Genomic DNA, 25,922 nt, shown 5'->3' with positions numbered 1-25,922 from the left:
CCCATGAATAGCTTTACAGCATTCAAAGCAAGGTGACAAGGTAACGAACAAAATGGAGCCGATAGTAGGTACACCCTGGCGAGTCATCTTGTCGATAGCATTACGCTCGGCATGGATCACTTCTGGATTGGTTTTTTTGCGAGTAAGGGTAACGTCCATAATGGCGTTGTACTCAGTAACCTCATCGGATTCACATTCATTAGCCATCCCCACAGGCATACCATTCCAGCCCACACTAATCATGCCGGTAGGCGTCACCACAATGGCACCGACTTTATGGCGGGTAGCAGCAGACTGATTAGCCGCAGCAAACGCCATATCCCAGTAGAGGCCGTGGTATTTCTCTTTATGGGGATCAATCATCGTGTAATCCGGTAAACAGGCCCCAGACAAGGCATTACGATGGTAGTGCAATAAACACTAGGAATGTGTTTACGGAGGCGGTAAGCAAGGCTATCTGCTTGACTGCGGGTGTACTGCTTCTGGGGTAGGTGAATGATAGGCATGGTTATTACTCTATTAACTCAAAAATCGTACGTCGTTTTATGTACCGCTCAATCTTTTCGGCTAAGCGTCTAAGGGGTACTAGATCGAAGGATTCCAGCTGGATGTAGGGGTGACAGGCGGGACAGCCATCGAAGCTTTCAATGTCTACTTTTGGCTCATTACGTGCCATCTGAAAGGCACGTTTTTCAGCGTCGTCCTGGCCAATGGCATCTTCCCCTATACGGGCGTAATCAATGCGGCACCGGTAAACCGTTTCTATAGGAGTGATCATAGGGGTTCCTTATGGGGTAGGGGCCGTACCATCTTGGTGACACGAAAGCGGCGACCATTAACGACGCGGCGGTGGGTAAGGCCATCCTTGCTACTCTCCATTAGTATCAAGTACTAACTGACCTGGTTTAATCATGCTGGCCAGTTCTTGTACGGATAAGGTGGCTGGTGTAGTGGTACCTGTTACAGGGTCATATCCTGTGATTAGAAGGCTGCCTATTAGTGTCTCAGGGAACCAGGAAGTCTGTGTAGCCAGTACATATCCATGCTCAATAACGTCTGCTTCAAGCGTCAGCACGGCTTCGTCATCAACCCAGCAAGCATGAATCTGATTAGGGTACCCTGCGCCGGTAAATAGCCGGCACTCCAGTAGTTCCTGCATTCGTGTAACACGGAGTACTTGGCCAGGGGGTAGCTCTACTTCTGTGATCAGTGGTTCGCCTCGGGAGATTAAAAGTGCTCGCATGGCCTACTCCTCTTCTTCATCTTCTACGTAGTCAAAGGCCACCTCTGTTCTGCCTACGTCATCGGAGACAACGCTAAACCGGCAGGGACAGGACTGGAGCCATTCATAAAATTCTTCACGGGTAGTGGGTTTCATGCCTTCTCCAAAGGGGGCATTGCTGCCCCCCTATTATTGCAATACTTAACGTCGCTGGAAGATGCGGTTTTCTAGGCCGGTAGAGCCACTGGCTTGATACGGGTAGAACACGACAGAACCATCGGAACCTAACTGGTCAGCCATACGCTCTTGGACTTCCAGGCGACGGTATTCCAGTAGCATAGGGTCAATGCCTTCGGAAATAATACGGTTCTGATCACTGATAGATTGTGCTTTCAGCAAGTCGATTTCCTGCTGCTTCTGGGCATTAGCCAGCTCAGCATCTTTGCGTTTGAGATCCGCTTCCTTTTCCGCCTCGATACGGAAAATATCCAGCTCACGTTGCTTGGTCAGATTGATGGCATCAACCATAACCTGCGGGTAATCAAACTGACCCAAGGTTACCGCCGTCACCTGTAAAGGCGTACTGGCGGCAGCTTGGCTAATGGCCGCTTCCAGCTCCTGAGTAATGCGGGAGAAGTTATGGTTAATGTCGTCAATTGCGTACTGGCTCACTACTTCACGCGCCTTGGAGCGCACAATAGTGCTCAGGTACGTGTCGTAAACCTTATCGAAGGACACCTCACCATCTGTCTGGCGGATATCGTCAAACATGGCGTTGATAGAGGCGTCGGAGCCACCGATACGGGCGCGTGTGATTACCTCAAACGCAAGATCCAGGCTATCCGAAGTCTTCATGCGGATGGTTTCTTTGCGGGAGTTGGTGCTGGTGTCGAGCAGGATCAACGATTCACGAAAGCCTATCCAGTGTTTACCTGGTTCAAGGATGGCATCTTGATAGCCGGCAGGAGACAAAATCTTGCCTTTGTAGCCAGGATCAACCGTTTGCGAACAGCCAGCCAAAAAGAGTGATGCAACGGCCAAGGCCAGTAGTGCTAGTTTTTTCATTGAGGTTTCTCAGTAAGGGATTCACGGAGAAGCTGGATTCGATCTGAATCCTTTGCCTTCTCATTTTCAAGCATCTCATCAAAGGAGATTCGGGGAGCCTGGGTAGAACGCTCAGGAAGGGGCTGTGAGGCCCGTTGCTGCATTTCCCACTCAAGGGTGCGCGCCTGTCGATCGGACTGCTTAGTAGCCCCGTTAAACTTGATAGGGCCGAACAAAATCAACAGGAACACTCCTAAGATAAGGATGGGTTCCCAAGCTTTCGCCTTACGGCGAGTGGCTACTAGATGGTATAAGTACATACCCAGTAGTAGGGCATACGCTGCCCAGGCAAGTAGGCGGATATCCAGTACCATTACTTGATACCCAAACGCTCGTTCAGGCGTGAAGTAGCCAAGACCGGCAGTTTTACTGCATGGGTGGGATCGGCAATATGGGCAGGCATGTAGGGCACCATTTCAGGCCAACCATCACGTAGCTGCTTAGTGGTATTAAACTGGGCAAGCAAGTCCGTGGTTTCACTTTGTAACTTAGATCGCTCAGTACTCCAGACTTCCCGCTCTTTACGCTTGAGCTTCATTTTCTGCATAGCAACGGACTCATCATCTAAAACGACGGTGATAGCGTGCCCTGCATGGAAGAAAGAAAAGTGACGGTATTTAATTCGATCATCTTCTTTAAGATTATGCTCTTTTACGTCATAACCAAAACCAAGGATTTTACTAACATCATGGAGACAAGATGAGTAAGTAGTAAATGACTCATCTGCAAGACTTATAGGGACGTTAACTAATCCTAGGGACTCTGCCATTTCATAAGGAATTTCGTATTGTGCGGTATTACGGGTATGGCCCTGTTTGTTTACAAACTGAACATTAATACTTGATTCGGTGCGGATGGCTTTTAAGTCATCATGCTCTAAGGCATTAAGGATTCGCTGAGTCGATTTGTAAACAGGATGCTTTTTAACTTCTTTCGCTACCAGTTTAAGCATCTCAACTTTATTAGGTAACGCAGGAGCAGGATTTTGTTTTTCCCATTCAGCCATAACGGCATTGATCATATCGTTACGGTGAGCCTGGGTAAGACGAACGGATTTTGGTTCCAGAACTTTATTTTGATTGGTTTTAAGTGTGGATACTTTAGACATGATAATTCCTAGGTAAGAGAGAAAGCACAGAAGCGGCGGAAGCCGCCTTTGTAGGGTTAGTTAAGCAGCTAGATTTTCTTGATAATGCTCAGAACAAAGCTGGAGTATTGTTTCGGTAGAGGCATCATTTGGGATAGTTATAGGGTCGGCCCAACTTGGCCAGAAGATGTCAATTTCAGCCCCCAGCTTCACGGTGTCATGCTGAATCTCAGGCAGTTCTTGCCACTGCATTTCTTTAATGAGGTGCTTATTGACGAAGGCGATAACCTTGAGATCGTCCCGAACCAGGAGGTAAATGGCATCGTGAATCAAGGCAATAGGCAGAATGTCATAGCGGAACTCACTGTCCCAGACCTTCTGCATAAAGGCATTAGCTGCACGATTATTAAGTAAGCCATAGGATTGGCCTAACGCATTACCTGCTGTCCTGGCTTCTGCTTCCGCCTGATACGGCGTCGAGCGTTGGCCACGGATAACCTGTGCCAATAAAGGCGTACGTACTCGTAGGCCGAACGCAACATCGACATAACCGTCCTTAGCTGCCTGATCCATCTTAGCTTTTACCCACGCATCCGAGACACAATAGAGTTCGTGGTACGCTGCTTCGACTTTCTTAGCGGTGGCCTCATCAAAACCAAGGTTTTTCATCAAGGTAATGTAGGTGCCTGCATAGGTTAGGGCGAAGGTGGGCGTTTTACTGAGTTGCCTGATATCAGGAAACTTTTTCTTAATGCTGTTGATGGAATCAACTGTGTTGATAATTCCTGGCAGACGATCAGGGAAGTACGAGAAGGCCCGCAGACAATGACCTTCGTAGCCATCGGTGTAAACCTTGAGCTTGTTGGGGTCTTTGGTGGTGAGGGCACTGATGTAATCTTCCAGGCTGTTAAAGTCAGCACCGCACATCAACCATCCCTTTGGTGCTCTAAAGCACTTCTTGATGATCTTGGCGTACTGACTGCCACTAGGGATTTGTTGTAGGTTAGGTTTACTGCTGCTCAGACGCCCCGATACGGTGCCTCCTAGGTTGAAGTTACCGTGGAGATAGGTAAGGCCATCTGCTTTAGGTAACGCTGCCTCAAAGGCCGGTATGAAGGCAGAAAGGATCTTGGTGACACCAATGTGACCAATTAACGCATCCAAGATATCCAGATAGGCCTGGTTCTGGGTATGGTTCTTTAGTTTCTCTAGGGTATCCCCACCGGTTGCCGGCTGCTTGCCGTCGGTCAGGTCGATCACCGGAAAACCAAGCTGCTCGTATAGGAGTATTTGCAGCTGGTTATTAGAGTTGGGGTTGAACTGAACCACAGGGAAATGCTGGCGCTCTTTCGGGAAGATCTTATCGGGATTTTTGGCTTTGGCTTTACGGGACTCATAATCCTTTTGCCATGCTATGTCCGTTAAGTGCTTCTCTAAGGCGGTAATAATAGGGTTATTGAGAAAGGTCTTGAGAAACCCTTGCTCAATACCTGTTAGCTCTGCCTTGGCTTTGGCCACATAGACCTGATCCAGCGGCATACCACATAGCTCCATTTGCGCAATCATCCTGACGCTGGGTAGCATCAAGGATTGGTAGATGGGGCCTTGGTCATCTGCCAGCATAGGCACGTAGTGCTTTTCGAACACAAAGTTAGTGCAGAGGGAATCGACTAAGTTGTATTCCAATAACTCCGGTAACGGAATTTTGCGAATATCCTTAATGTCTTCCTGTGCGTAGTTTCCTGCAAACTCGTGCGCTTGGTCTTTCAAACCAAGGGAATTACCGGCTGTAGAGTTGGTGGCCAGATAGGTGATGATCTTTGTGTCATCAAAGGCTTGGGTCATGATATCAAGACCAGTCAACATACCTTTGATATCCAGGAAATGTTCCATCCACAAATTGAAGATAATAGGCTTCAAGTCATAGTTGGCATTGTGCCAGCGGATACGGCCTTTATAGGCCACAAAGAAGTCACGAAGTAGGCGCCGTACTTCAAGGTTAGGGCGGTATTCACCGTACATCCCATTGACAGGCACACTGTATGGGTGGTAGTCACAGGCGAAGGCAATGCCTTCGTGCTTGCTCCAAGCAAAGCCAATAGTACCGATACCGGCTTTATCGAAGGCCAAGGAAAAGGCTTCGATATCACAGGAAATGGCAGGGTACTGGTGGAGACTGGCGAGCGCTACCTTAATATCAAATAGTGTGCTGGGGTAGTGTGCCTTATGAATGATGCCCTGACCTAACTCGGTATACTGCCCTACATGGGCATCTGAGAGGGTATCCAAGGTCATTTTTAGGCGGGGTTCCAGCGATGGGTCATACACCAATTGCTGGTAATTCATGCCTAAGACAATCTGCATGTGCTCATAGCCAGGAATGGCACAAGGCAGTACATAGCCATAATGCGGCTCAGCTTTTTTGGCTTTGGTCAGTACCTTGAAATATGCACTGTCAGTTACATACAGAAGCTTGGTACCTACTCCATCCAGTGCCGGCAATAACTGAGCCAGGTAGGACTTGATAAAACCGACAGGAGTCTTCCCCTTATCATCCACCTCCAGGCTCATAGCAATCACGTCATGGGGATCGACGTAAGGCATCCGGTTGAGGTAGTGCTGCTCTAACTTGTACGCCTGCATTATTGCAGGCTTAACCAGTAATGCGATGGGATAGCATTCGGATTGCTGGAAAATAATGTGACGCATAATAGCCCCTAATTGAGTAATAAATTGGTGACTAGTCGGCGCTTCATTAGCTCAATACTGTGGTGGTTGCGGGTACGCATCTCCTCAACGGTTTCAGGAGAGAGCTTGGTGGTTCTACAGGGGCAAGAGTCAATTAACTCTTTTAATGGCCGATGCATGGTTTCAGGGAGTACCCGTAGATAATCCTCCAAATCGTCGGAGCTATTAAGCACCTGATTAATGAAGCCCATGACATAAGGCACCTCGTGCATGTTTAACTCGTTAATCTCACGTAGGTATTGATCCATTTGTTCATGTAACTGAGGAACTAAACGGTTCATCCTACGAGGTAACTTCTCTTGGTCGTTCAGCTGGTAGACCTCATTACGGTAAATGAAACTACCATGGGAACTCGCCAAGATATTGGAGTTAGTAGCAATGATTGAGGAGAGTGTTTTTTGGTGCTTACGTAAGACTGGCTCATATAGGTATTCATAGAGCATATCTTTAATGTTCTGCTTCGTGCGTGGGTCGTACTTCAATTCTGGTTTCATGTAAGGACGCCTGTTAGATAAACTTTAAACCGTGCTCGGCTTACCCCTACGTACATCAGCCGTGCAATTGTCTCAGCGCATGTGCATTGGTTAATGTCGTCGAGGTCGATAAATACTTTATCGTAAGTACTTCCCTGGCTTTTATTTATTGTGCTAGCAAAGGTAGGGCGTAGATCAATCCACTCCTTTTCAATTTCAAAAACAGCAGCGGTATTGCCCGTATCAATTGCTTCCTCTAAGGCCCGCTTCTTTAGTTCTAAAGAGGCTGGCATAAAGAAGGAACATCCATAACCCGTTAAGGTTACGTGGTGACCAGGTGTGTCGTAAACACTATCAGGAGAGACAGAAGCAACCTGTACCATCGCATCCGTTTTAATATGCGATTTGCCTTTATTGATATAGCGATTACAGATGACGTAATCCCCTGGTTGTAGTTCACTGGTTCCTTTTAAGAGTTGTGTTATCCCTGCGTTATATTTCTGAACCTTTTTATTTGTCCAGGCAAGTACACGGGATTCCGACTGTTTCCAATTAGGACGAGTAAACTCAGTAACAATAGCGTCGTCAAAATCAATCCTATTAAGGTAGATAACATCTACCCCATTTGGTTTGAACTGCTCAAAGTATTGAGTATTTACGGCATTACGGAACATCGTACTTAATGCTTGGATCTGGTTAGTCGCATCCTGCCGAACCACCTGAGTAAGCTTTACCGTAGGATAGCCTTTTGTAAAGGCAGGTGCCTTCTGACTGTTCCTGTTTATTAGTTGAGCAGGGTCACCCATCAAAACAATTTTACATTTACGGGTTATTTTAAAGAGGAAGTCGATTAATACGTCATCCATGTAACTGGCCTCATCTATTAAAATAAGGCAGTTATCAACCGTATTATGTATGTCTGCTTGTATTAATTTATCTTGACGAGTGCGGCTACACCAGTGAAGACGTAAGCCCAATGCAGAGTAAATAGTACGTACAGGCTGTTTAAGGATGTTGCTTAACGCTTCTGCTGCTTTGTTAGTGGTGGCTGTAATAAGAACTTCTTGGAAGTCTTTAAAGCCAGGATTAATTAACTTAACCGTTTTGATGATTAAAGGTAATTCATCTAAAAAGGTATTTACCAGTGTACTTTTACCTGTACCACTGTACCCCTCAATCACCATAACCGGTTCGTTCGGATTAGACAGGAAAGAGATTAAACGTGCTTTCCCTGCCTGTTGATCAGGGGTCAGGGTAATAGGCATAGCTACTCCATATCGAAGTGAATCACCTTACCAAACGGTGCTTTGAAATTAGGGTTGTTATAGATCAACCAGAGGATGGGACATTTAGGTTTAGTGCCTTCCTGCGGGAAACGGAAATAACCATCAGAAAAGACAACCAACACTTTAGGGGTGTTGTCTTTTGCCCACTGCATAACCGGCTCAATAGACGTACCACCACGCCCCTTGAATTTCAGACGAGAAAGCTCAGCTAAGTTTTTAACTTCGTTTTCTGTCTGAATCTGACGATCAAAGGTCAGCATGGTGAGCTTTTCAGGCTTGGTATGTTTAATCACTCCAGCTACTTCGCCAATGATTCTGTCGAACTCTGCGTCAGTGACGGAGCCAGAAGAATCAGCAGCAATAGCCACATGGCCCATGGCTTCGCTGTAAAGCTTCGGCATACAGACATGGCGGTAGCGTCGGCTAATACGGCGATAGCTGTAATCCCCGCGTGAGAAGCCATTGAAATAACGTTTCAGTTGGTGCTTAAGGTTGAGCTTAGGGGCAAGGAGCTTGTTAATGTAAAACTCAATTTCCCCTGGAATGGTGCCAGGTTTATCCCCTGCAATACGGGATTGAATACTGGCTTGCAAGAGGATGTCAGCAATAGCTTCTGAGTGCTCAGTAGGGTCATCAGGCTCTTGGATATCCATAGGGAAATCTATGCATTCCTCTGGACGCAAGAGGTCATATACCTGCTCTGCACTCATCTCACGGTACTGACTATCCAGTAGCCCACCTTCGGGTAATTTGAATCCACGGTCGATAATGATCTGATTAATTACGTAGTCCGCCGCTTTATTCCAGCGGCGCGGATCACGCTCAGCAATACGTCCCATGTGATCAAAGACCACATGAAGGGTTTCATGGAGTACCAAGCCTACCCGCTGGTCTTCATTCTGCTTTTGCCAGAAGGCAGGGGAATACTTTACGAACTTGCCGTTGGTACAAGCAGTACCTACTGCATTATCAAAATAGTGAGAAAGGTTAAGGCAAACAGTGACGAAGAACGCCGTGTCAGGCGTATTCATCAGCTGTATTTTAGCTTTGCTCAGCTGCTTTTCTAACACGGCTAAATCGGTCATGGTTTATCCTTTAAGGGGTGATTAGTTTAACGGTACGGTAGCGTTGACCATATTCCACTTGGTTTGTCCAAGGGAGAATTGAGCGCTTTTGATCGCGGTTAAATATTAGTTCTTGAAGGGCGTGTAAATCAGAACCGCAATTAAGCAGTTCATCAATAAGTATCCTATCGTCCTCAGAGGATAACGCTTTAAATATGGGATCTCCGTTAGGCATAAAACGTAATATACGTCGCCCTTCTTTAATATGCCCCATTGACTCCCACTCTAAATTGTAAGCAATTCCATGTTCCTTTAGTTGCAAAAGGAAAGACGAACTATTAATAAGTGTGTCATCTACACCAAACTCATTTAAATAATATGTAGGCGAATTAGGGGTCTGTATAGATATTTCAGTTGTAAAGATATGATCGGTGTTAAGTATTTCTTTAACTTTAATAGCGTTTTCTTTTAGTACTAATAAGGTGAGAGGTGAAAACTTCATTTCTAGTTTCCTTGATGGGGGTTTATAAGCCTCTTGGTTAAATGAATTTTTCTATATTCTTCCTGGTTTTCCCATGAAGGTAACTCAATTGCTTTTTTATGGTTATTTATAAAAGCGGTTAATTCATCAGTCTTATCCGCTAAAGGAAGTAGATAAGATAATGGAATGTTTACTTCTTCCTTAAGAAGTTTAGTACGCCATAGTGTTCCATCTTTCTCATATCGGAAATGGTGAGAGGGTTCGCCTTCCTTATAATAAAGATCAAAAGGAATTGCCTTATCGAGGAGTAGATGGGTTGCTCTAGCTGCGTAGGATAGATATATAAGTTGCGTTAACGGCGTACCTTGTTTAGGAAGTAGAGGGGATATTTGAGGAAAGCGTAATTCAGGGATACAAATAACCTGATCAACCAAAGATGATGGAATAGTGAGTACAGTCATGAGTATTCCAATATGTTAAATCCTAAATTGGAAGTTACGTGGATTATGTTGCCAACGTTGTTTTGCAATAGCAAAGTCCCAATTCGTATTATTAAACTTACGAATCCCTTCCGCCTGTTCGCGTATATCTTCTAAATGCTCTTGGTGCATATATTCAAGTTTACGTGACCTGGCCTGCGGGGAGTTAGTTAATACATTAAGGAGGGCATCCAGTTCATCTACTGGATGAGGATCATAGGTGTTTACCCAGTTAGCTTCCTTGTCCTTTACTTGAATAGCACGGGCTGATTGGCAAAGTAATAAAGCAGTATAGGCAAATACAATAACGCCCATTAATTTACTGGTTTTATCCATGTCAGACATTAGTACAGCAAAGCAGGTATACATATAAAAGAGAACTAAAACAAGTTCCTCGCTGCCCGATTTAAACCGCCCGAATCGCTTAAAAGCTTTTGAGGCATCCAGTACTACTTCCATTACCCTCTTTATAGAGAAGTAAGCAAGAATGATTGGGAAAAAGAAAAAGATACTCATATACACAGCAAAAGAAATATTGCTACAAGAGGAATCTTCTTTAATACATATAACAGCGTGCATTACCACGAAAAGCAAACCTACTAATACCCAGGCAAGTATGTAGCCACTATAGGGTTCAATGAGTTCAGTCATGGTTATTTCCATTAAAGGTTAAATGCATGGGCCTCTAAGACGAGGCCCGTTAGCACCATTCCTATAGTGATTAGCATTACTGCTTTTAATAGGTCTGGCATGTAGGAATCCGTTCTTCGCGGGTAATCTTTTTTAATGCGTTATCAATCTGTAAATCAGAAAGATACGGATAAAGATTATCTTGTAACCAATTTAAACTTACCCGCCTTCTTAACAATGTACTTCGGATGTACTTGTCTTTAGCAGCGTCGGATACGTCAAGGGATTTGGCTTTATTAACCACATCACGAATTTCTGCTGAGGTAAGAGATTTAAACTGGCCGTGTAAATGACGGAAATGTTCTGCTTTAATTTTGAGGGCCATAATCAGAATAGGTCGTTAGCGTGATTGGATATCCAGTTAGTAACTACTGGTACATGCAAAAGATCTGGCTTACGGCGAACGATGGCACGTAGGCAGATAACCTGGAATTCCATAGGTAGGCGCTCGACATACTGAATGAGCGGATCAATGTTGTCCTTTGTAGCCGATGCACCAATGGAACCTGTCTGTGCAAATAATATGCTTGGTTCTGAAGGTACTTCTGCTGTTAGAGGAGATTTAGCAATCTCTGCTGCGGTGACTACTTTGGTAGCTATTTTGGTAAAGGCGTAAAACTCACGCGCAACACCATGTGATAGCGTTCCTGACAGTAACGGCAATAGGTCATCGGTGAAAGCATCACCATTCAGTAGCTTACTAGCGAACTCCCAGGTACGTGGACAAGCAAAGGTGTTGTCCATGTGATCTGGGTCAAACACATGCAGCATGGCTGGTTTGAATTCAATAAAGGAGGTAATACGGTAATCAATACCGGCACCATAGGCCCACTCAAGCCATGCTTTATGATCAACCAAAAGTTCCAGATGTAGCAGGCGTGATTGCAAGGCAGTGCCTAGTTCTTCGACCATGGCGCCATCGGTGATCAGGTTGCCGGCGGCGAGTTTCACACACTGCTTGTGCAACGGGTGTTGACCGACTTCGTGATCTAGGAGCAGCTTGTAGGCCGCACGCTGAATGGAGTCCGGTGCCTGGTTCAGTTCATCCAGAAACAGCAGCCAGCCGCTGTAGCCCTCGGGAACTTTATCGCCCACCAGCGGGAAGGTGTCCATCGGCGCGTAGTAAGCGCGACCGGTTTCGTCCTTTACCGCTGGAAAGCCGTTGAGGTCCGTCGGCTCACACTGGCTCAGGCGCAGGTCTATCAGCTTAAGGTTGAACTTCTCTGCCAAAGCTTTAACGATGGCTGACTTACCAATGCCCGGACTGCCTTTAAGCATGGCAGGGATTTGAGCACGTAATGCACGCTCCATTAAAGTAGTCGCGGCAACAGTATTAACAGCAAGAGTATTCTCAGACATATAGGGCTACCTTATGCAGCAAAAGTAAGGGTCTTTTGGAAAGTGGATTTTTTGGTTTGCTTTTCAGGTAAACCACCCAGAATGAAGTACTGGTGAATCAAGGTATTCACCATGCGGGCACCTAACGTGTTTTGTTCGTGGTGCTGGCGCAGGACACCCATGATGGTAGTAATGACAGTGCTACGGTCTACGTCAGGGAATAAGGCTAGGTAATTGGCCAACAGTGGTGAGCCAATCAAGATGGCTTCCAGGTCTTCCAGGGAAAGTTTCTCTAAAGCAAAGGCTAAGCCTACACGCCCTAGGAACTCGGTCTTAATACCGAACTCACGCAATCGGTCGAGGTCGATATTCTCCTCACCGTTAAAGGCGCCAGCAAAAACAAATAAAACGTTTTTAGTGCTCGCGCTAACGTATTTACCATAATCAGCAAATACACTGGCAGTATCAGATTCGAGTACTTTCAGAAACTCGTTCTGTACGCCATTGGTGGTTTCATGGGCTAACTCACAATTAGAGTTACCGCTGATAAACAGCTTATCGAACTCATCGACAAAGCAGATGGTAGGCTGGCCACCGGTATTAAACAGCGGTGTAAGGGCTTTGCTTAAGCTATTACCACTGGTTCCCTCTTTGGTTAACTGGGCCGCATTGATCTCAAACATGTTAAGGCCAAGGGCTTCGGAGAGCAGCGCCATGGTGTGACTTTTGCCACTACCACTAGGGCCGGTCAGTACAAAATGAGGGCGGATAGCTCCGTCTGATTTCTGAAAGATTTCAAGGATACGACGAAGATGGTTAAGGGTAGCGGCATTGGTAGACATAGGTTTCCTATCGGCGGAAAGGTACGACGTTAATGGGGAGGGCTGCTGCTGGAGGTGGACCAATAGGATCGTTAGCGACCTGCTTTGACACTTCCATCAGTAAGGTATTGTGGTAGCTCATAATGAGCGGGAAGATCCGCTTGGTTTGTTCTGTACCAAGCTCTTGTTCAATGTCAGATAGCGCCGTTACCAGACTGTCTTTAGTCGGGTAGAGGCTCATGTGACAGGCATGTAAGTCATGAGGCATGTTTCATTACCTGGGAAGCCATTGCTTCCTGCATGTGGTGAGCACCAATAATTTGGTAAAGGAAGGCTGAGAGCTTGTCGGCATCCATACCCATCATGTGTTTCACCACAGCATCAGGGTCGATAGGTTTAGCCAGTGCTCGTACCTTTTCAGGCGTGAGGTCGAGTTCTTTCATGACCTGGGCAACGCCCATTAACTTGGTGCGGTCTTGTTTGGTTAACAAAACGCCACGTTCTTTGAGGACGTTGTAAATGGTCTTACGGTGGACGCCAAAATGGTTAGCGATCCAGGATTGACTGACTGTCTTGCCGCCGGTGATGTAGTAGTGAACAACAGCATCTTTCTGAGCTTCGTTTAGGGCACCGACTAATTGCAATGATGACTGTTTCATCTGCTCTTGCTCCGTATAAAAAAAGTGAAGCACCCCATGTGGGATGCTTCTTTAAATTCATAGGAGCGGCGGAGCCGCCTTTTGTTAGCGCTCTTTTTGTGGGTAATCCCTATCATCTAGGGCATCTTCCAACCAAATAATGTGCTCTGGGTCAAGTAAGACAATCTGAAAGGCACCGTGAGCATCTTCGTGACTTAAGGCTAACCCATGTTTCTGGTAAACCTTTTTAATATCCTCAATAAACAAATCTATTTCAGGCACAGTTGCCTTGCGTTTTAACGATCTTACCCATCGTTCCATACGAAGATTCCTTGTTAGCTGCTGGGGTCAGTTAATACCATAGTTACATACGATGTGATCTGCTAGGTTCGGCATGAGCTTTGGATAAGTCCCTTGCTGTCCGTAGATCTGGCTAAAGACATCGCTAAGCATATCTGCATTGGCCATGTCCTTAAGTATGTCTCGATAGTGGCGACGTAGGTGGTTCATGTTGTTTGGGTGACACTTGAACTCATCATGTACCGATAGGATGGGGAACGGTGCGTGGGCTAGCATCTGCTGACAGATACGTGCCAGGTCACGTAGGTGGGCGCTGGTAAGGTTGTAGTAGCCTGAGTGGTCCAGATAATTGAGGATGCTGATATCAGGCATCTGGCTTTCGTTATAGCGATGAACCAGGGTCAGTGCTTCCCCTTCTAATGCAGGTACGTCAGCGTCTACTACACCCAACTCACGTTCGATAAGAATCTGCTCGATCACGCTATCCGCCGCTTCGATCAAGTCACGGTCATAGTTGCAACGACGAATCAGGGTACGTAGTAGGTAGGCATCAATAGAGTGGATCACGTTAGCTGCGTTGGCTACACCACTCTCTTGGCCTACGTTTTCGTACCACTCGTAGTCGAATTTCACACCACCTAGCTCATCCACTTCCAGGCGTTTCTCAATCTTCTCCATTACTTTTATGCGAGCACAGTGGTTGTCAGGTAGGCGCCATTCATGAGCCAAGGTGAATGGCTGCCAGGAGGCTAGCAGGGCGTCTAATAGTTTGCTGGGGCCAGGAGCCACGTTATTAACCGCCTTGTAGAAGCCTTCTAGCTCTGGGGTATCCTCACCGAAAATCTTCTTAGGCTGTTCCTTTGAGCCATATAGTGAGGTCATGACACCTTGCTTAATATCGTCACGATCTACTACAAACTGGTTACCCATGAGGTTACCCATTTCATTGGTGACCTCGGTATAAGCGTCAGAGCGTTGGTTCATCTCGATCAGGCCGGTAGCGGTAGCACTCTTAATGCAGCCGGTAAGTACCGACATAATTTGCATTCCGCTGCAAACTGCATCAAAACCTACCAGGTGGCCGGTGGCCTTACCCTGTTGGGCACCACGAATCGCTTGTACCGCTTTGATGTACAGCGGGCGAGTCTTCTTAGGGGCGTCTGCGGCCATCTCTTCTAAACGATCCAAGTGGATCTCTGCCCACTTAATGCGGGATTCGTACAGCTCTTTATCCAAACCGAAGTGGTTGGCCACGTCGATTAACAGGTACTGCCAGCCGCTGAACGTTTGTAGGTCAGTCATGGTGTTTCTCCAATAGGGTGGCCGTAACCGGAAGAGATTACTGGCTGATTAAAGCGATGGTTTTAAGCAAGGAAATACGCTGATCAAGGAAGGTACGCATGTGGTGGGAATGTTTAGTAGCACGAGTGCCGTGATAGTGGCGACAACTCTCTAACTGTTTAATGTCCCAGGAAAGTATTGCTTCGATGGGAATATGATCAGGGACTAACTCTTTACTAATGCGGTACCTCCAACGATTACGAAAAGGACTGAACTCTACCCCTAGCTCTCTTGGTTCCCAATCGTCAAGATCAGGCCTTGTCCACTCAGTCATTAGGGTCTCCCAGACAGTTCTGGAAGTCCTTAATCAATGCACCATTACATGCATGGGTGAAGCCTTGCGTTTGTAAGGCCTTACACCGTGCAATGGCCCACTCAAGACCAGGGCGTAGATCCGGCTCATCTTTAGGATTATCAAACTTCGCTATCACCTGTTTAACGTCACTGACGTACTTAGGCGGATAGAAGCACTCATCAAGTTCGTCAGCGTCCATCACCAGCTCGGTACCGGCATCCGTGAGAATAACGTAATTGGTACCGCCTGTGCGGTGGTCCTGCTCAAGGCCCACGATATGAGCATTACCCGTACGACGGCCATCACGGGTTGGTAGCTGGGCACCAAGCACGTATTCACCATCAGTACGCCCAATGGCCCATTCAGGAAGGTAGGAAGCTTCGTAGTCTGCTATCAAGGCTTCAATGCGTGCGTCTTCTGCTACGTTGAATCGCTCAATTTCCTCGGCATTGGGCTGCTGCATAGTAGCCCGGCCAGTAATCGTGCCATGGTTAATGAAAGCATCGTGTATCAGTCGAGCCTCTAATGTCCTAGGGGCATTGGATTGAATGGTAGGTCCTTTGGTACTAATACGACCGGTAACAGTGCCAGAGTAATTGATAGAGGACTCATGGTTATCCTGGTCTTTACGTTCAGTCATGGTTCATTCCTTTAGTTGGATGCCCAGCAACAAGGCTTCTGCTTTAAGTTGTTTGATGCGTTGGGTACGCCGTTCAATGATGATGCGGGCCATTTCATTCGACACAGAGGTATAGCTGCCTGTCTGTTTCTGTGCCCCTTTAATGGACTGCACATGCCCATTCATTTCTCCTTGGAGGACTCTATGGAGAGCACTGCGGGTATCTATGGTTTCAAAGTAATCCTGTGTTCTTCCTGATTTCGTAACGATATTGTGCAAGGTGGCACCTATAGGGATAGTCCTAAAAGTAACGCCTGTACTCGTATTTCACGGATACGTTGCTCATAGGCTTGGATTAAGGGTTGGGCTGCCTCTTGGTCTTGCCAACGGTGGTAAAGCGCAATCAACTCTTGAAACTTATAAAGGTCTTTACGTAGTTCGTGAATAGATGGTGACTGACGGGTGATCATTACTAACGAAGGTCGGTGGCGTTGAAGAAAGCACGGCGCATAGTTCTGTCGGCTATATCTTCTTCTTGAGGAGACTGACCATGTAGCGGATTCTGCATTACGCCATGTAACCACTGAACCTCTTCCGGAGTCAGCGACAAGATCACTTCAATTTTCTGTTCTACTTGCATGGTTAATCCTCCAATTGAATGCCTAGCAGTAAGGCGCGGGTACGTACATTGGCTACTTTAGTGGTGTATATCTCAATAAGGGCTTGCTGTTTATCAGGGTCGGGATTCATTACTGCACGTCGTAGCATCTCCCGATAATGCCGTAATTCGGCATCAAGTGATTTAAACCGTGGAGAGGTATTGCTCATGGACAAGGCACTCCCGTTACTAGCTCCTGTTCAGCCAGATCCACACAGGCCTTCTTGAAGGAAGTGCCCATCGTTGTAATGTGATACCCCTGGGCATAAATACGCCCACGCTTGTCTACCTTGTTAGTGAGGTAGAAACGGTTGCCTTGTTTAGCTAACAGGCTGTAAAGCTCATAGCCCTGTTCTTTATAACGATCCCATTGCTGGCGCTTCTTAGGATCAGCTAGGTCAAACGTAGCTTCTTCTTCCACACTGCTGATGAAGGCGGTGTTAAGGCATAAAGGGATAGCGTTTTGGGTGTTGATTACATCAAGGCTGATACATTCGTTATGGTGGTTGCCTTTACCCAGGATCAGGCTGTCGTTGTGGGTGAGGTACGCCGACTCGCTATTCTTGGTGAGCGTGCTTGGTTCACACACCATGGGCGGTAAGTAACGTGACTGACTGATATAGCCTTGTAGATCTTCGGGTACTGGCACTCGTGAATGAATCATAAGATTCACACGATCTTCTTCACGGGTAATGTCGAATACATCCGTTTCACATAGTACAGCCAATATTTCAGCAATAGTCAGGATGGCATCACCACGATCACTAAAGCCTAAGCGTCCAGCTAACTGGCCACTGACTGAGGTGAAGGGTTCAGGGATCTGACAGTAAATAGAGGCAATGAATACCTGACGTACTAGGTGATCCATATCCAGGCCATCTAATTGGGATAATCGAGCAGCCTTATTCTTTAGGTAGGTCTTATCGCTAGGCTCTACATCTGCCCGTTGAATACAGGCATTACGCCATTCTTGTAGGAGGTTAATGCCTTCCACTACCTTAGCTTCCATCACTGGTTCATCAGTGATTAGGGCTGCCAGGTAGGTATCAATGTGCTTACGGCTATACTTGTACTCATTACTGCGTTGCATATCTACGGGCAGCATTAAGGTAGCGGCGGTCATGGCTAATTACTCCGGTCGAGGTAGTGGGTTAAAGGTAAGGAACCGAGGCGCCTAATTTCTTTATCTAGCTGGTCTTGGTAGAAATCAATAAACAAATCATCCACGCATGAATGCGTGTAATCCCCAGCAATCAGAGCCTTGGTTTTCTGTTCCTTGATGCTTTGGATAGCCTGGTGTAACTGAGGGATATTCACTTACGTAAGGCAGGTGGCAGGTGAAGGCGACGCATTCGATCTTTTAAATAAGCCATGGTGGTATTGAAGTTGGTGGAATTACCTTTACCTGTCAGTAGGTTCTCCACTTCGAGTTGTCTCCACCGCTTTAATGTTTCTGCCGTTAGGGTAAGGTCACGTTCACGCTGGGTACGTTTCACTATTTAATGCTCCGGTAGGTGGGCGAGCTTACGTATGTAGTGGTTAAGTTTGTCGATATCACAGTGACCGAGCACATCGTCCCCTTGGTCTTCTTCATCAAACAGGGAACCGTCCAGTTCGTCCTGCTGGTTAATCGGGGCTATCTCAAACAAGCCTTTATCAGCACCGTAGGAGTACTCTCCATTGATAATGCTGAGGGCATAACCGTTGGTGAATTCCACACGTATCCGCCGCATAAAAGGAATACTTCTATTGGTAGTACGGGCAATCAAATGCTGAATATCTTTAGGTGCTGTAATAAGGTCTGTCATGATTATTTCTCCAGTAAGGTATTGCCAACGGCTTGCAAGGTAGGTAGGATGCGCTCTCTTTAAAATCCCAGCGGAGCGATCAACTAAGGTCTTTTAAATCTCTACTAAATTAATCCACTCATCTTTACTAATACTGTCTTCTATTAAAGATAGGTATTCTTCTTCCTCTAATAATTTAAGTAATTGTTCTTCTTCCTCTTTAGTTAAATCAATCATAGTAATACTCCAATAGAGTTAACGGCCCCCATTTGGGCCGCAACACTAAAATTAACTAAGGTCAACTGATATTATCGGAAGCAGGTAATTTCACGTTGTCGTCATACCAGTCCAGTACAGCTTGAATCTCCTCATCATCGTCTAGGCCGAAATCCCATTCCAAATCACGTCGCATTGACTTCACCTTCTTGTGGCTTGGGCATATCAATGATGAAGTCGAGTCCACCGTTATACGTGATAGCCGCAGGGCCTAACCCTTGGCATGGTGTACCTGGCTTGAAGTAAGGGATATTAATTTTCTGGTTCTCGAATTCCCCTAAATACGTACGATCATCCTCTGTCCATGAGGCTTCCAATTGATCAAGGTAAGCACGGAGCTTGGCTACAGTTAGATTGGTTTCAGTAATCTTGGCTTGATTAATAGCGCTCATCAGTACTTCTCCACTTGTACGTCTAGCCTTAGCGTATAAGCAATGTCGATCATGTGTTTGGTTCCCCTGCTCTTGCCATCCCAGAAGGCAATCAAGGCATGACTAATATCAGCCATGGCTTCATTGCGAATGTATCCTGCACGCTTACCGTACTGATCCCAGTCTGCCGGCATCTCAATACATTTCACGTTTTCACGGCGGCAGAACTCCCAAGCGAGTTTGTCAGCACCACGGGCCATACCACTGACGACGGTAATAGCACGATTAGGATGCTTGTCTGCAAAGTCAAAGATCACAGCAGATAGACGTTCGTAGTCGTTGAAATCACGCCCACCAGCTACGATTAGGTTCATTGGTTCAAGGACAGGCTTGGCTAATTCCTGCTTAGCCCATGCAGCAGCACGTTCAAGCGTATGCCCATGACAACGCTTAGGCGAACAGAAGCACACCAGATCCTTACCGTCTAACTCAGCAAGCTCGGTTAGCGTGACCTCACCTGATTTAATTTGCTGGTTCAGATGCTGCTCATAATCCTCACAGACTTTATCGCGGGTACCCTCCCCAAGCATTACAAAAGGATTGCCCCATTTACTGCCACGACCGATGTACACAGCACCTGCTGGAACGCCACTAACATGCTTATTAAGGACTGTCATAAGGTATAGGCTCTCTTCGTCTTACAGGCCCTTTTTGGGCGATTTAGAATATAGGGTAGAAGTCTGAACATACTTCTCCCACACATAGCCGAAGGCTGTCTGTAGGCGCACAAAAACCAACCCCACTCCACAAGGGAGTAGGGCAGTTAGTTAGGCGACTTCTGGCCAGCCAAAGAGATCAATCAGATCATCAGGATCTACGACAGATTCATAAATGGATAAGGCTTCTTCTTTGCTCGATGCAGGGTAGACCGCCTTACTATCGCGGTGACGAATACCCCATTGATCGGGTAGTAATTCACGCGACTGGCTTACTAATTCAATAGTGTCTGGGATTTGCTTAGAACGGATAACAGTAATCGTCATTTGATTAGTCTCTCGATTAAAGCGCCAGCTAACATAGCCAAGGCACCAAGTAAGAAGAATGACAGGGCAAAGCCTGACAGTTGGTAGATCACTTCAAGGTCTTGGCTTGGAGCCAATTGACCTGACCACAAGGCAAAATCTCTAAAGGGATTCATCGTACGTTCTCATAAAAAAGGCCCACACTCCCGAAGGAATGCAGGCCATTGAAGGACTGTTAAGTAGTTGGTTTAGAAGTCTAAATCATTACTCGCGTCGTCCTCGTTCCACGCTTGATAGTTGAGTTCAATGTTATCCATTAAGGCTTGGATACCCGCCTCTGGATCACTGTTTAAACGATCCATGATGGCTTTCTCGATTGGCTTGTCTGCACGTAATGCAATAGTTCCAAGCTTACGCTTACCACCACCTTTGGTAGGTACGTACACGTTGAGGAAACCAGATGCTTTAGTACGTCCATCATTGAATTGACGAACGTTAGAACCAGTGGCAACAGCAGCAGAGTTGTTAAGTTGGAAGCCCATGTTATTTCTCCATAAGTAAGTAAGAGGACTCCTGTACAACACGCACAGGATAACCATTACAACGCCGAAGGCGTCTTCAAGTGGGTACAGAACTAGCAGATAGGGTATACAGTAAATTAGGAAAAGTACTGTATATCTATACATGCATTGGGTGGGTAATCTAATGGTAAAGAAGTAGGCTGTCTACCCCTTCTAAGCAGACATAGACTGAGGTATAAGGCCTAGGTAAGCTTTAGGTTTCATAGAGATAAGCGATAACAACTAGTTAAACTGTGATTAACAGTAATTCAACGCTTATCCCTCTTACTTTCCCTAAAACTTTATTTGATCCAGATCAATATTCTCCTGATCAGTAAGCTCAGTAGGCTCATGCTTTGGTCTTACTTCATAGCTATGCGTTTCTAGCCATTGATCCATCTGACGGTCTAATTGAGTGATGATGCCGAAGGTAGCGAGGGTGAGTGTGGTAGCTAAGGCCATGATGTTTCTCCAAGTAATGACAACGGAAGTGTTGCCATCTCATAGCCGAAGGCTTAGTGGTCCTGTCTGTGTATTGGATACAGTAAGCATACTGTCTGGTGTGTTGTGTCATGTGTGAAAAGGAATACCTACCCCGAAGGGTAGGCATGGGATTACTCAGGTGATGGTAGTGATTGATGCTGCTGTTGTAGTACTGCTAGGCGCTGCTTGGACTTAAGGATCTCTTCGTCACGGAAGGCTGCTGACTTTACCTCGGCTACTTGAGCAACGTTGTTAAGAGAGTTAGCTGCAATCTCACCAGCTTGGAACAGAGTAGTAAGCATAGTGAATAAGGAAGCGATGGCTGCAAACATGAGGAGTACTCCAGTAATAAGATAGTAATGATGGTTGGTATACCACTCCAAAGCCGAAGGCTAATAAGGGTGGGGTACCCCTTAGTTTTTTATAGCCACGGTAGTACGGGGGGGTGCCTAATGTGTTGGGGATAGAGTAAGTAAGCACTTCACTTGTACCCAAATTATAAAAATTTTAAAAACCTGCAAAAGTTGAATCGTTAAGTTTCTCGGTTAAAGATTTACTAAGTCCATAAACTATCAGCATCTAATTGAGGATGCTTTTATGGCGAACACACACCGATGGCTAGATGAAGTTGTTTTAACTTCCTCGCCTATTATTAGTAGCAATGTCCTGCATCGAAGCATGCCCAACTGTAAGCAGGTTGAAGACTGGGCAGAAGTACTTAACCACCACATTAATAAAAGTGGTTTTGACTCAGATGAAGAAGTAGCACTGTTCTTAGCACAGGTAGGTCATGAATCTCTTGATCTAAATAAGCTGGCTGAGAACATGAATTATAAAAGCCAGCGTCTAGTTTCTTTATTTGGTCGCCATCGTATTAGTGTGGCCGATGCTGCTAAGTATGGACGCAGTTCTGGTACCAAAGCTAACCAGAAGATGATTGCCAATCTCCTGTACGGCGGGGAATGGGGGAGACGTAACTTAGGTAACACCCAACCCAATGATGGCTGGGATTACCGTGGTTCTGGGCCTATGCACCTTACTGGTCGTGCTAATTTTGATCGCTGTGGTGCGGCGTTAGGCTTACCTATCCTAGCTCAACCTGAATTAGTTCGTACCGATAAAGACGTAGCCACACAAACGGCCATTTGGTACTGGGAGACGCGGGTAACAGGTACCACGATTAAAACCACGACTAAACAGATTAATGGAGGGTACAACGGTATTGAGGATCGTAGTGCTCGGTTTACTCGAACGATTCAGGCACTAAAGGAGAACCAATAATATGACTCCTATGACGCCAGAACAGTTTAAGCAAGCCCTGCCTCCGACTATCCGTAAGAATGTTAATCAAGAAGTCGTGGATAAAGTTAATGCGGTACTGAGTGAGCCAGAACTTTATGAGCAGTACCGTGAAAACCTAATTAGCTACAGCCATGTAATGAAGGACGGTAAGTTTAAAATTACGTCTTATGTGGATGCAGTTAAATACATTAGCCACAAGCTAATGGGGCGTACCAACATTGATGCTTATAGCCGAACATTCCCCGATAAAATGGTGCGGTTTGCTAATCAAGGTGTAAGCCAAAAAGATATATCGGCGTACGTATCGGCCTATAACAAATCCAAACTGGTTAACCTTATTTATGAGCAGTCCTTGATTCCAAGTTGGGTACTGAATCAGGACATGTATCAGAAGGCCTTAAATATCCAGTTTGAATTGGCACAGACGGCGGCCAGTGAAAAGGTACGTAGTGACGCTGCTAATTCACTACTGACCCACCTTAAGAAACCAGAAACCCACAAGGTAGAACTGGATATTGGGGTGAAGGAAGACAGCAGTATTGCAGCATTACGGGAAGCCACTATGGCACTGGCCAAGCAATCCCGTATGGCCATTGAATCCGGTGCTATGGATGCCCAACAGGTAGCCCACGAGAAAGTAATTATTGATGGCGAAGCGGAGGTGAAGGATGGGCCTTAATGCCATTGCCGCCGCTATTGCCAAAGAAGCCGGCACCTTACGAGAACCTACCCCCTGGGAAACAGAGGAGGAACAGCCTAAAAAGGTCGAGGACTACTTGAAAGAGTTGTCCTATGAAATTCCCAAGGATTACATCCCTTCTGACTTTGCCCTGGAGTTCGTGACCTTTATCAAGCTGGTGAATGGGGCACAGGGTGAGGAACACAAGACGCCCCTTGTTCACTACTACATGCTGGACACCATTACCCATGGGGGTACTCGCATCATTAACCTCTGTCACCGAGGGATTGCGAAAACCACGGTAATGGGGGAATACCTATTTCTCTACATTGCGGTCTACGGTGAGATCCCTGGTTTCGGGGTGGTTGATCTTGCGCTGTATGTGTCGGACTCGATAGAAAACGGCGTCAAGAACATGCGTAAGAACTTGGAGTTCCGACGGGATAACTCGGACTTCCTAAAAGAGTACTTACCGGTTGCCAAGTTCACTGATATCCGCTGGGAGTTCCATAACGCTGACGGCAAAGTCTTTATCGTCAAGGGGTACGGCGCCAAGACGGGGGTACGTGGTGCCAAGGAAATGGGTAAGCGTCCTCAGTTAGCGGTACTCGATGACTTGATTAGTGATGAGGATGCACGCTCGACCACCGTTATTGCCGCGGTAGAAGACACGGTATACAAGGCAGTGGAATATGCCTTGCACCCTACCCGTAACATGATGATTTGGTCGGGTACCCCCTTTAATGCGAAAGACCCGCTGTATAAAGCAGTCGAGTCAGGTGCCTGGGCAGTTAACGTCTTTCCGGTGTGTGAGCGTTTCCCATGTAGCCGTGAGGAGTTTCGTGGTTCCTGGCCAGATCGTTTTACCTTTGAATACGTATCCGCGCAGTATGAGAAGGCCGTCAAGCTAGGCAAGGTAGATACCTTCAATCAGGAATTGATGCTACGGATCATGAGTGATGAAGATCGCTTGATTCAGGATCATGACATTGCCTGGTACAAGATTGATGGGGTACTCCGGTACCGCCAACGCTACAACTTCTATATCACCACTGACTTTGCCACCAGTGAAAAGCAGAAATCAGACTTCTCTGTTATCAGTGTCTGGGCTTATAACGCCGTGGGGGATTGGTTGTGGGTGGATGGTGTCTGTAAACGCCAAACCATGGATAAGAACATCAATGACTTATTCCGGATGGCTCAGCAATATCGACCACAGCAGGTAGGTATTGAAGTATCTGGCCAACAGGCAGGTTTTATTCCCTGGATTCAAGAACAAATGATGGAGCGGAATATCTGGTTTCCGCTGGCCAGTGAAGGCAATGACTTCAAGCCAGGTATTCGACCCAATACCAATAAGCTTCAACGCTTCAATACCGTGGTGCCCTGGTTCAAAGCACGCAAGATATTCTTCCCTATAGAGAAAAAGCGTACCCCTGAATTACGGGAAGCCATGGACGAATTGGAATTGGCGTCGCCTGGGGGATTCCGATCCAAGCATGATGACTTCATTGACTCCATATCTATGCTGGCTGCTTTAACGCCGTGGAAGCCCTCAGAAGATGCACCCATGAGCCAAGAAAGTAATGGCATGTGGGATATGGATGACGAGGATGAGCCTGAATCACGACTGAGTTCTTATATTGTTTAAGGAGGGGCTATGACCCTACAAGATGTATTTGACCACCTACAAGATGGTGAACTACGCCTATTGGCTATCGGTGAAGATGGGGATGTAGGCGACGTGGAAAGTAATCGACACCGATTAATTGGGCCGATTAATTTGGGACTGACAGCCTTACATAAACGTTTCTTCTTACGTCGGGGGGAGTTCCATATTCCCGTGACTACCGGAGAGGCCACGTACGTTGTTCAACGAAATGACCTGTTTAAGATTGAGCAGGTTTTTACCCCAGATGCCTGTGAATTGGGGATCAACGATGGAAAGCCCAATAGTATCCTGCTGGAGAGCTATAACACCCTACGTGTTCCCTTAGAGGTACGTATGCGAGCTGAGCAACTAACGGTCGTGTATCGGGCGGATCACCCTACTATCGACAAGGCAATGGGGATTAGTAACCCTGGTTCCGTACAGTTAAGTCTACCGGCCAGCCACATGGAAGCCTTACTGTACTTTGTGGCTAGTCGCTTGTTTAACCCGATGGGTGGCCATGTTGAACAGCACGAAGGAAACAACTACGCCAGGAAATTTGAAATGGCGTGCCGTGAGTTAGAAAACGGAGGATTACAGATGACCCAGAGCCTGGAGCAGACAAAGTTTGAACGCAATGGCTGGGTGTAGTCCCTAATTTAAGCTATGCTTCCACCGTTACCGATAAGGAGAAGGCTATGGGACGGTGGAGTTTATTACTTGGTTTGGTGGTACTGACAGGCTGTGCGTCGCCTTCTAAGCCCACCCCTATGCCTAAAGAGGATTACGTAAAACATGCAGGCGTCCTATACGGTTTAAGGCAGTGCGTACGCCAAGGGGATATTTCCCCTGAATTAGGTGCGCTAGGGCTTCGATACGCTCAAAGTAATATTGATACGTACTGGCATTCCCCAGAGGCGCTTAATAACGCTGTAGGGGACTATGAAAAAGCAGGTATTGTCATTACGCCCGAGAACTGTAATGAAGCAGCGACTATCATTGCAGGACAAAAACAACAAATCGACATCCATAATGCCCAGGTAGATCAGAATCGTCAGGACTTACAGAACTCCATAAACCAGATTAATAACAATCAACCGATCATCTGTAATACAGTCGGTAGTACCACCATGTGTCAGTAACTAAA

41 protein-coding genes are annotated in these 25,922 nt (G+C 46.4%); 5 read left to right on the top strand and 36 right to left on the bottom strand.

What is annotated here, in order from left to right:
• The 36 genes from HVE01_RS15735 to HVE01_RS15580 form a co-directional block, all read right to left on the bottom strand.
• A partial coding sequence (locus HVE01_RS15735) for a cytidine/deoxycytidylate deaminase family protein (RefSeq protein WP_146945055.1) occupies positions 1–363 on the bottom strand: 363 nt, incomplete at its 3' end.
• A gap of 148 nt (positions 364–511) precedes the next feature.
• Positions 512–778 (bottom strand): hypothetical protein, encoded by a 267-nt coding sequence (locus HVE01_RS15730; protein WP_146945054.1) that lies wholly within the window; start codon positions 776–778, stop codon positions 512–514.
• Between the two features lie 90 nt (positions 779–868).
• Positions 869–1,243, bottom strand: coding sequence for a hypothetical protein (locus HVE01_RS15725; RefSeq protein WP_146945053.1), 375 nt, complete (start codon positions 1,241–1,243; stop codon positions 869–871).
• A gap of 3 nt (positions 1,244–1,246) precedes the next feature.
• A complete protein-coding gene (locus HVE01_RS20150; protein ID WP_283245169.1) occupies positions 1,247–1,378 on the bottom strand; it encodes a hypothetical protein in 132 nt (43 codons plus the stop codon).
• 45 nt (positions 1,379–1,423) lie between these two features.
• The gene (locus tag HVE01_RS15720; protein WP_146945052.1) at positions 1,424–2,287 is read right to left on the bottom strand and encodes an SPFH domain-containing protein; all 864 of its coding nucleotides are present in this window, start codon (positions 2,285–2,287) and stop codon (positions 1,424–1,426) included.
• A complete protein-coding gene (locus tag HVE01_RS15715; protein WP_146945051.1) occupies positions 2,284–2,640 on the bottom strand; it encodes a hypothetical protein in 357 nt (118 codons plus the stop codon). The genes HVE01_RS15720 and HVE01_RS15715 overlap by 4 nt, the downstream gene beginning before the upstream one ends.
• Positions 2,640–3,434, bottom strand: coding sequence for an Nmad5 family putative nucleotide modification protein (locus HVE01_RS15710; protein WP_146945050.1), 795 nt, complete (start codon positions 3,432–3,434; stop codon positions 2,640–2,642). The genes HVE01_RS15715 and HVE01_RS15710 overlap by 1 nt, the downstream gene beginning before the upstream one ends.
• A gap of 60 nt (positions 3,435–3,494) precedes the next feature.
• Positions 3,495–6,122: a DNA polymerase gene (locus HVE01_RS15705; protein WP_146945049.1), complete on the bottom strand. Its 2,628-nt coding sequence runs from the start codon at positions 6,120–6,122 to the stop codon at positions 3,495–3,497.
• A gap of 8 nt (positions 6,123–6,130) precedes the next feature.
• The gene (locus tag HVE01_RS15700) at positions 6,131–6,655 is read right to left on the bottom strand and encodes a hypothetical protein (protein ID WP_146945048.1); all 525 of its coding nucleotides are present in this window, start codon (positions 6,653–6,655) and stop codon (positions 6,131–6,133) included.
• Entirely contained in the window at positions 6,652–7,899 is a 1,248-nt protein-coding gene (locus HVE01_RS15695) for an ATP-dependent DNA helicase (protein WP_146945047.1), read from the bottom strand. The genes HVE01_RS15700 and HVE01_RS15695 overlap by 4 nt, the downstream gene beginning before the upstream one ends.
• A gap of 2 nt (positions 7,900–7,901) precedes the next feature.
• Positions 7,902–9,005, bottom strand: a complete 1,104-nt coding sequence (locus HVE01_RS15690) for a vWA domain-containing protein (protein WP_146945046.1) — start codon at positions 9,003–9,005, stop codon at positions 7,902–7,904.
• A 10-nt stretch (positions 9,006–9,015) separates the two neighbouring features.
• A complete protein-coding gene (locus tag HVE01_RS15685) occupies positions 9,016–9,486 on the bottom strand; it encodes a hypothetical protein (protein WP_146945045.1) in 471 nt (156 codons plus the stop codon).
• A gap of 2 nt (positions 9,487–9,488) precedes the next feature.
• Positions 9,489–9,926, bottom strand: coding sequence for a hypothetical protein (locus HVE01_RS15680; protein WP_146945044.1), 438 nt, complete (start codon positions 9,924–9,926; stop codon positions 9,489–9,491).
• A 15-nt stretch (positions 9,927–9,941) separates the two neighbouring features.
• Complete coding sequence (locus HVE01_RS15675; RefSeq protein WP_146945043.1) at positions 9,942–10,595, bottom strand: hypothetical protein; 654 nt, start codon at positions 10,593–10,595, stop codon at positions 9,942–9,944.
• Positions 10,596–10,680: 85 nt separating this feature from the next.
• A complete protein-coding gene (locus HVE01_RS15670; protein WP_146945042.1) occupies positions 10,681–10,959 on the bottom strand; it encodes a hypothetical protein in 279 nt (92 codons plus the stop codon).
• A 2-nt stretch (positions 10,960–10,961) separates the two neighbouring features.
• Positions 10,962–11,993 (bottom strand): AAA family ATPase, encoded by a 1,032-nt coding sequence (locus HVE01_RS15665; RefSeq protein WP_198350425.1) that lies wholly within the window; start codon positions 11,991–11,993, stop codon positions 10,962–10,964.
• 11 nt (positions 11,994–12,004) lie between these two features.
• Positions 12,005–12,814, bottom strand: coding sequence for an AAA family ATPase (locus HVE01_RS15660; protein WP_146945041.1), 810 nt, complete (start codon positions 12,812–12,814; stop codon positions 12,005–12,007).
• Between the two features lie 7 nt (positions 12,815–12,821).
• Positions 12,822–13,061, bottom strand: coding sequence for a hypothetical protein (locus tag HVE01_RS15655; RefSeq protein ID WP_146945040.1), 240 nt, complete (start codon positions 13,059–13,061; stop codon positions 12,822–12,824).
• Complete coding sequence (locus tag HVE01_RS15650) at positions 13,051–13,452, bottom strand: helix-turn-helix domain-containing protein (protein WP_146945039.1); 402 nt, start codon at positions 13,450–13,452, stop codon at positions 13,051–13,053. The genes HVE01_RS15655 and HVE01_RS15650 overlap by 11 nt, the downstream gene beginning before the upstream one ends.
• A gap of 84 nt (positions 13,453–13,536) precedes the next feature.
• Entirely contained in the window at positions 13,537–13,752 is a 216-nt protein-coding gene (locus HVE01_RS15645; protein ID WP_146945038.1) for a hypothetical protein, read from the bottom strand.
• A gap of 27 nt (positions 13,753–13,779) precedes the next feature.
• The gene (locus tag HVE01_RS15640; protein ID WP_146945037.1) at positions 13,780–15,033 is read right to left on the bottom strand and encodes a DNA-directed RNA polymerase; all 1,254 of its coding nucleotides are present in this window, start codon (positions 15,031–15,033) and stop codon (positions 13,780–13,782) included.
• Positions 15,034–15,070: 37 nt separating this feature from the next.
• Positions 15,071–15,346: a hypothetical protein gene (locus tag HVE01_RS15635; RefSeq protein ID WP_146945036.1), complete on the bottom strand. Its 276-nt coding sequence runs from the start codon at positions 15,344–15,346 to the stop codon at positions 15,071–15,073.
• Positions 15,339–16,007 carry a hypothetical protein gene (locus HVE01_RS15630; protein ID WP_146945035.1) on the bottom strand — a complete coding sequence of 223 codons (669 nt, stop codon included), beginning with the start codon at positions 16,005–16,007 and terminating at the stop codon, positions 15,339–15,341. The genes HVE01_RS15635 and HVE01_RS15630 overlap by 8 nt, the downstream gene beginning before the upstream one ends.
• A 3-nt stretch (positions 16,008–16,010) precedes the next feature.
• Positions 16,011–16,265, bottom strand: coding sequence for a hypothetical protein (locus HVE01_RS15625; protein WP_146945034.1), 255 nt, complete (start codon positions 16,263–16,265; stop codon positions 16,011–16,013).
• A gap of 193 nt (positions 16,266–16,458) precedes the next feature.
• A complete protein-coding gene (locus HVE01_RS19900; protein WP_186808860.1) occupies positions 16,459–16,626 on the bottom strand; it encodes a hypothetical protein in 168 nt (55 codons plus the stop codon).
• Positions 16,627–16,628: 2 nt separating this feature from the next.
• Positions 16,629–16,814, bottom strand: coding sequence for a hypothetical protein (locus HVE01_RS15620; protein ID WP_146945033.1), 186 nt, complete (start codon positions 16,812–16,814; stop codon positions 16,629–16,631).
• Entirely contained in the window at positions 16,811–17,767 is a 957-nt protein-coding gene (locus HVE01_RS15615; RefSeq protein WP_146945032.1) for a hypothetical protein, read from the bottom strand. The genes HVE01_RS15620 and HVE01_RS15615 overlap by 4 nt, the downstream gene beginning before the upstream one ends.
• Positions 17,768–17,957: 190 nt before the next feature.
• Positions 17,958–18,140 (bottom strand): hypothetical protein, encoded by a 183-nt coding sequence (locus HVE01_RS15610; RefSeq protein WP_146945031.1) that lies wholly within the window; start codon positions 18,138–18,140, stop codon positions 17,958–17,960.
• 3 nt (positions 18,141–18,143) lie between these two features.
• Positions 18,144–18,452 carry a hypothetical protein gene (locus tag HVE01_RS15605; protein WP_146945030.1) on the bottom strand — a complete coding sequence of 103 codons (309 nt, stop codon included), beginning with the start codon at positions 18,450–18,452 and terminating at the stop codon, positions 18,144–18,146.
• Between the two features lie 93 nt (positions 18,453–18,545).
• Entirely contained in the window at positions 18,546–18,668 is a 123-nt protein-coding gene (locus HVE01_RS20145) for a hypothetical protein (protein WP_283245170.1), read from the bottom strand.
• 164 nt (positions 18,669–18,832) lie between these two features.
• The gene (locus tag HVE01_RS15600; RefSeq protein ID WP_146945029.1) at positions 18,833–19,099 is read right to left on the bottom strand and encodes a hypothetical protein; all 267 of its coding nucleotides are present in this window, start codon (positions 19,097–19,099) and stop codon (positions 18,833–18,835) included.
• Positions 19,099–19,755: a DUF4326 domain-containing protein gene (locus tag HVE01_RS19980; RefSeq protein WP_146945028.1), complete on the bottom strand. Its 657-nt coding sequence runs from the start codon at positions 19,753–19,755 to the stop codon at positions 19,099–19,101. The genes HVE01_RS15600 and HVE01_RS19980 overlap by 1 nt, the downstream gene beginning before the upstream one ends.
• Positions 19,756–19,905: 150 nt before the next feature.
• Complete coding sequence (locus tag HVE01_RS15590; protein ID WP_146945027.1) at positions 19,906–20,121, bottom strand: hypothetical protein; 216 nt, start codon at positions 20,119–20,121, stop codon at positions 19,906–19,908.
• A 227-nt stretch (positions 20,122–20,348) separates the two neighbouring features.
• A complete protein-coding gene (locus HVE01_RS15585; protein ID WP_146945026.1) occupies positions 20,349–20,642 on the bottom strand; it encodes a hypothetical protein in 294 nt (97 codons plus the stop codon).
• Between the two features lie 312 nt (positions 20,643–20,954).
• Positions 20,955–21,122 (bottom strand): hypothetical protein, encoded by a 168-nt coding sequence (locus HVE01_RS19885; RefSeq protein WP_186808859.1) that lies wholly within the window; start codon positions 21,120–21,122, stop codon positions 20,955–20,957.
• A gap of 152 nt (positions 21,123–21,274) precedes the next feature.
• Entirely contained in the window at positions 21,275–21,475 is a 201-nt protein-coding gene (locus HVE01_RS15580; protein ID WP_146945025.1) for a hypothetical protein, read from the bottom strand.
• Between the two features lie 265 nt (positions 21,476–21,740).
• Between HVE01_RS15580 and HVE01_RS15575 the strand changes: the two genes are divergently transcribed.
• Genes HVE01_RS15575 through HVE01_RS15555 form a run of 5 tightly spaced genes read left to right on the top strand, consistent with a single transcriptional unit; the run spans position 21,741 to position 25,917 of the window.
• Entirely contained in the window at positions 21,741–22,424 is a 684-nt protein-coding gene (locus HVE01_RS15575; protein ID WP_146945024.1) for a glycoside hydrolase family 19 protein, read from the top strand.
• Between the two features lies 1 nt (position 22,425).
• Positions 22,426–23,124 carry a hypothetical protein gene (locus tag HVE01_RS15570; RefSeq protein WP_146945023.1) on the top strand — a complete coding sequence of 233 codons (699 nt, stop codon included), beginning with the start codon at positions 22,426–22,428 and terminating at the stop codon, positions 23,122–23,124.
• Positions 23,114–24,775, top strand: coding sequence for a hypothetical protein (locus tag HVE01_RS15565; protein ID WP_198350426.1), 1,662 nt, complete (start codon positions 23,114–23,116; stop codon positions 24,773–24,775). Before HVE01_RS15570 ends, HVE01_RS15565 begins: the two co-directional genes overlap by 11 nt.
• A gap of 9 nt (positions 24,776–24,784) precedes the next feature.
• Complete coding sequence (locus HVE01_RS15560) at positions 24,785–25,426, top strand: hypothetical protein (protein WP_146945022.1); 642 nt, start codon at positions 24,785–24,787, stop codon at positions 25,424–25,426.
• A 47-nt stretch (positions 25,427–25,473) separates the two neighbouring features.
• Positions 25,474–25,917 (top strand): hypothetical protein, encoded by a 444-nt coding sequence (locus tag HVE01_RS15555; RefSeq protein WP_146945021.1) that lies wholly within the window; start codon positions 25,474–25,476, stop codon positions 25,915–25,917.
• Positions 25,918–25,922: the final 5 nt, after the last annotated feature.

Origin of the sequence: Vreelandella venusta (genome assembly GCF_007989605.1) — a bacterium.
Lineage (GTDB): Bacteria > Pseudomonadota > Gammaproteobacteria > Pseudomonadales > Halomonadaceae > Vreelandella > Vreelandella venusta.
This window is presented reverse-complemented; position numbering and strand designations above follow the sequence as displayed.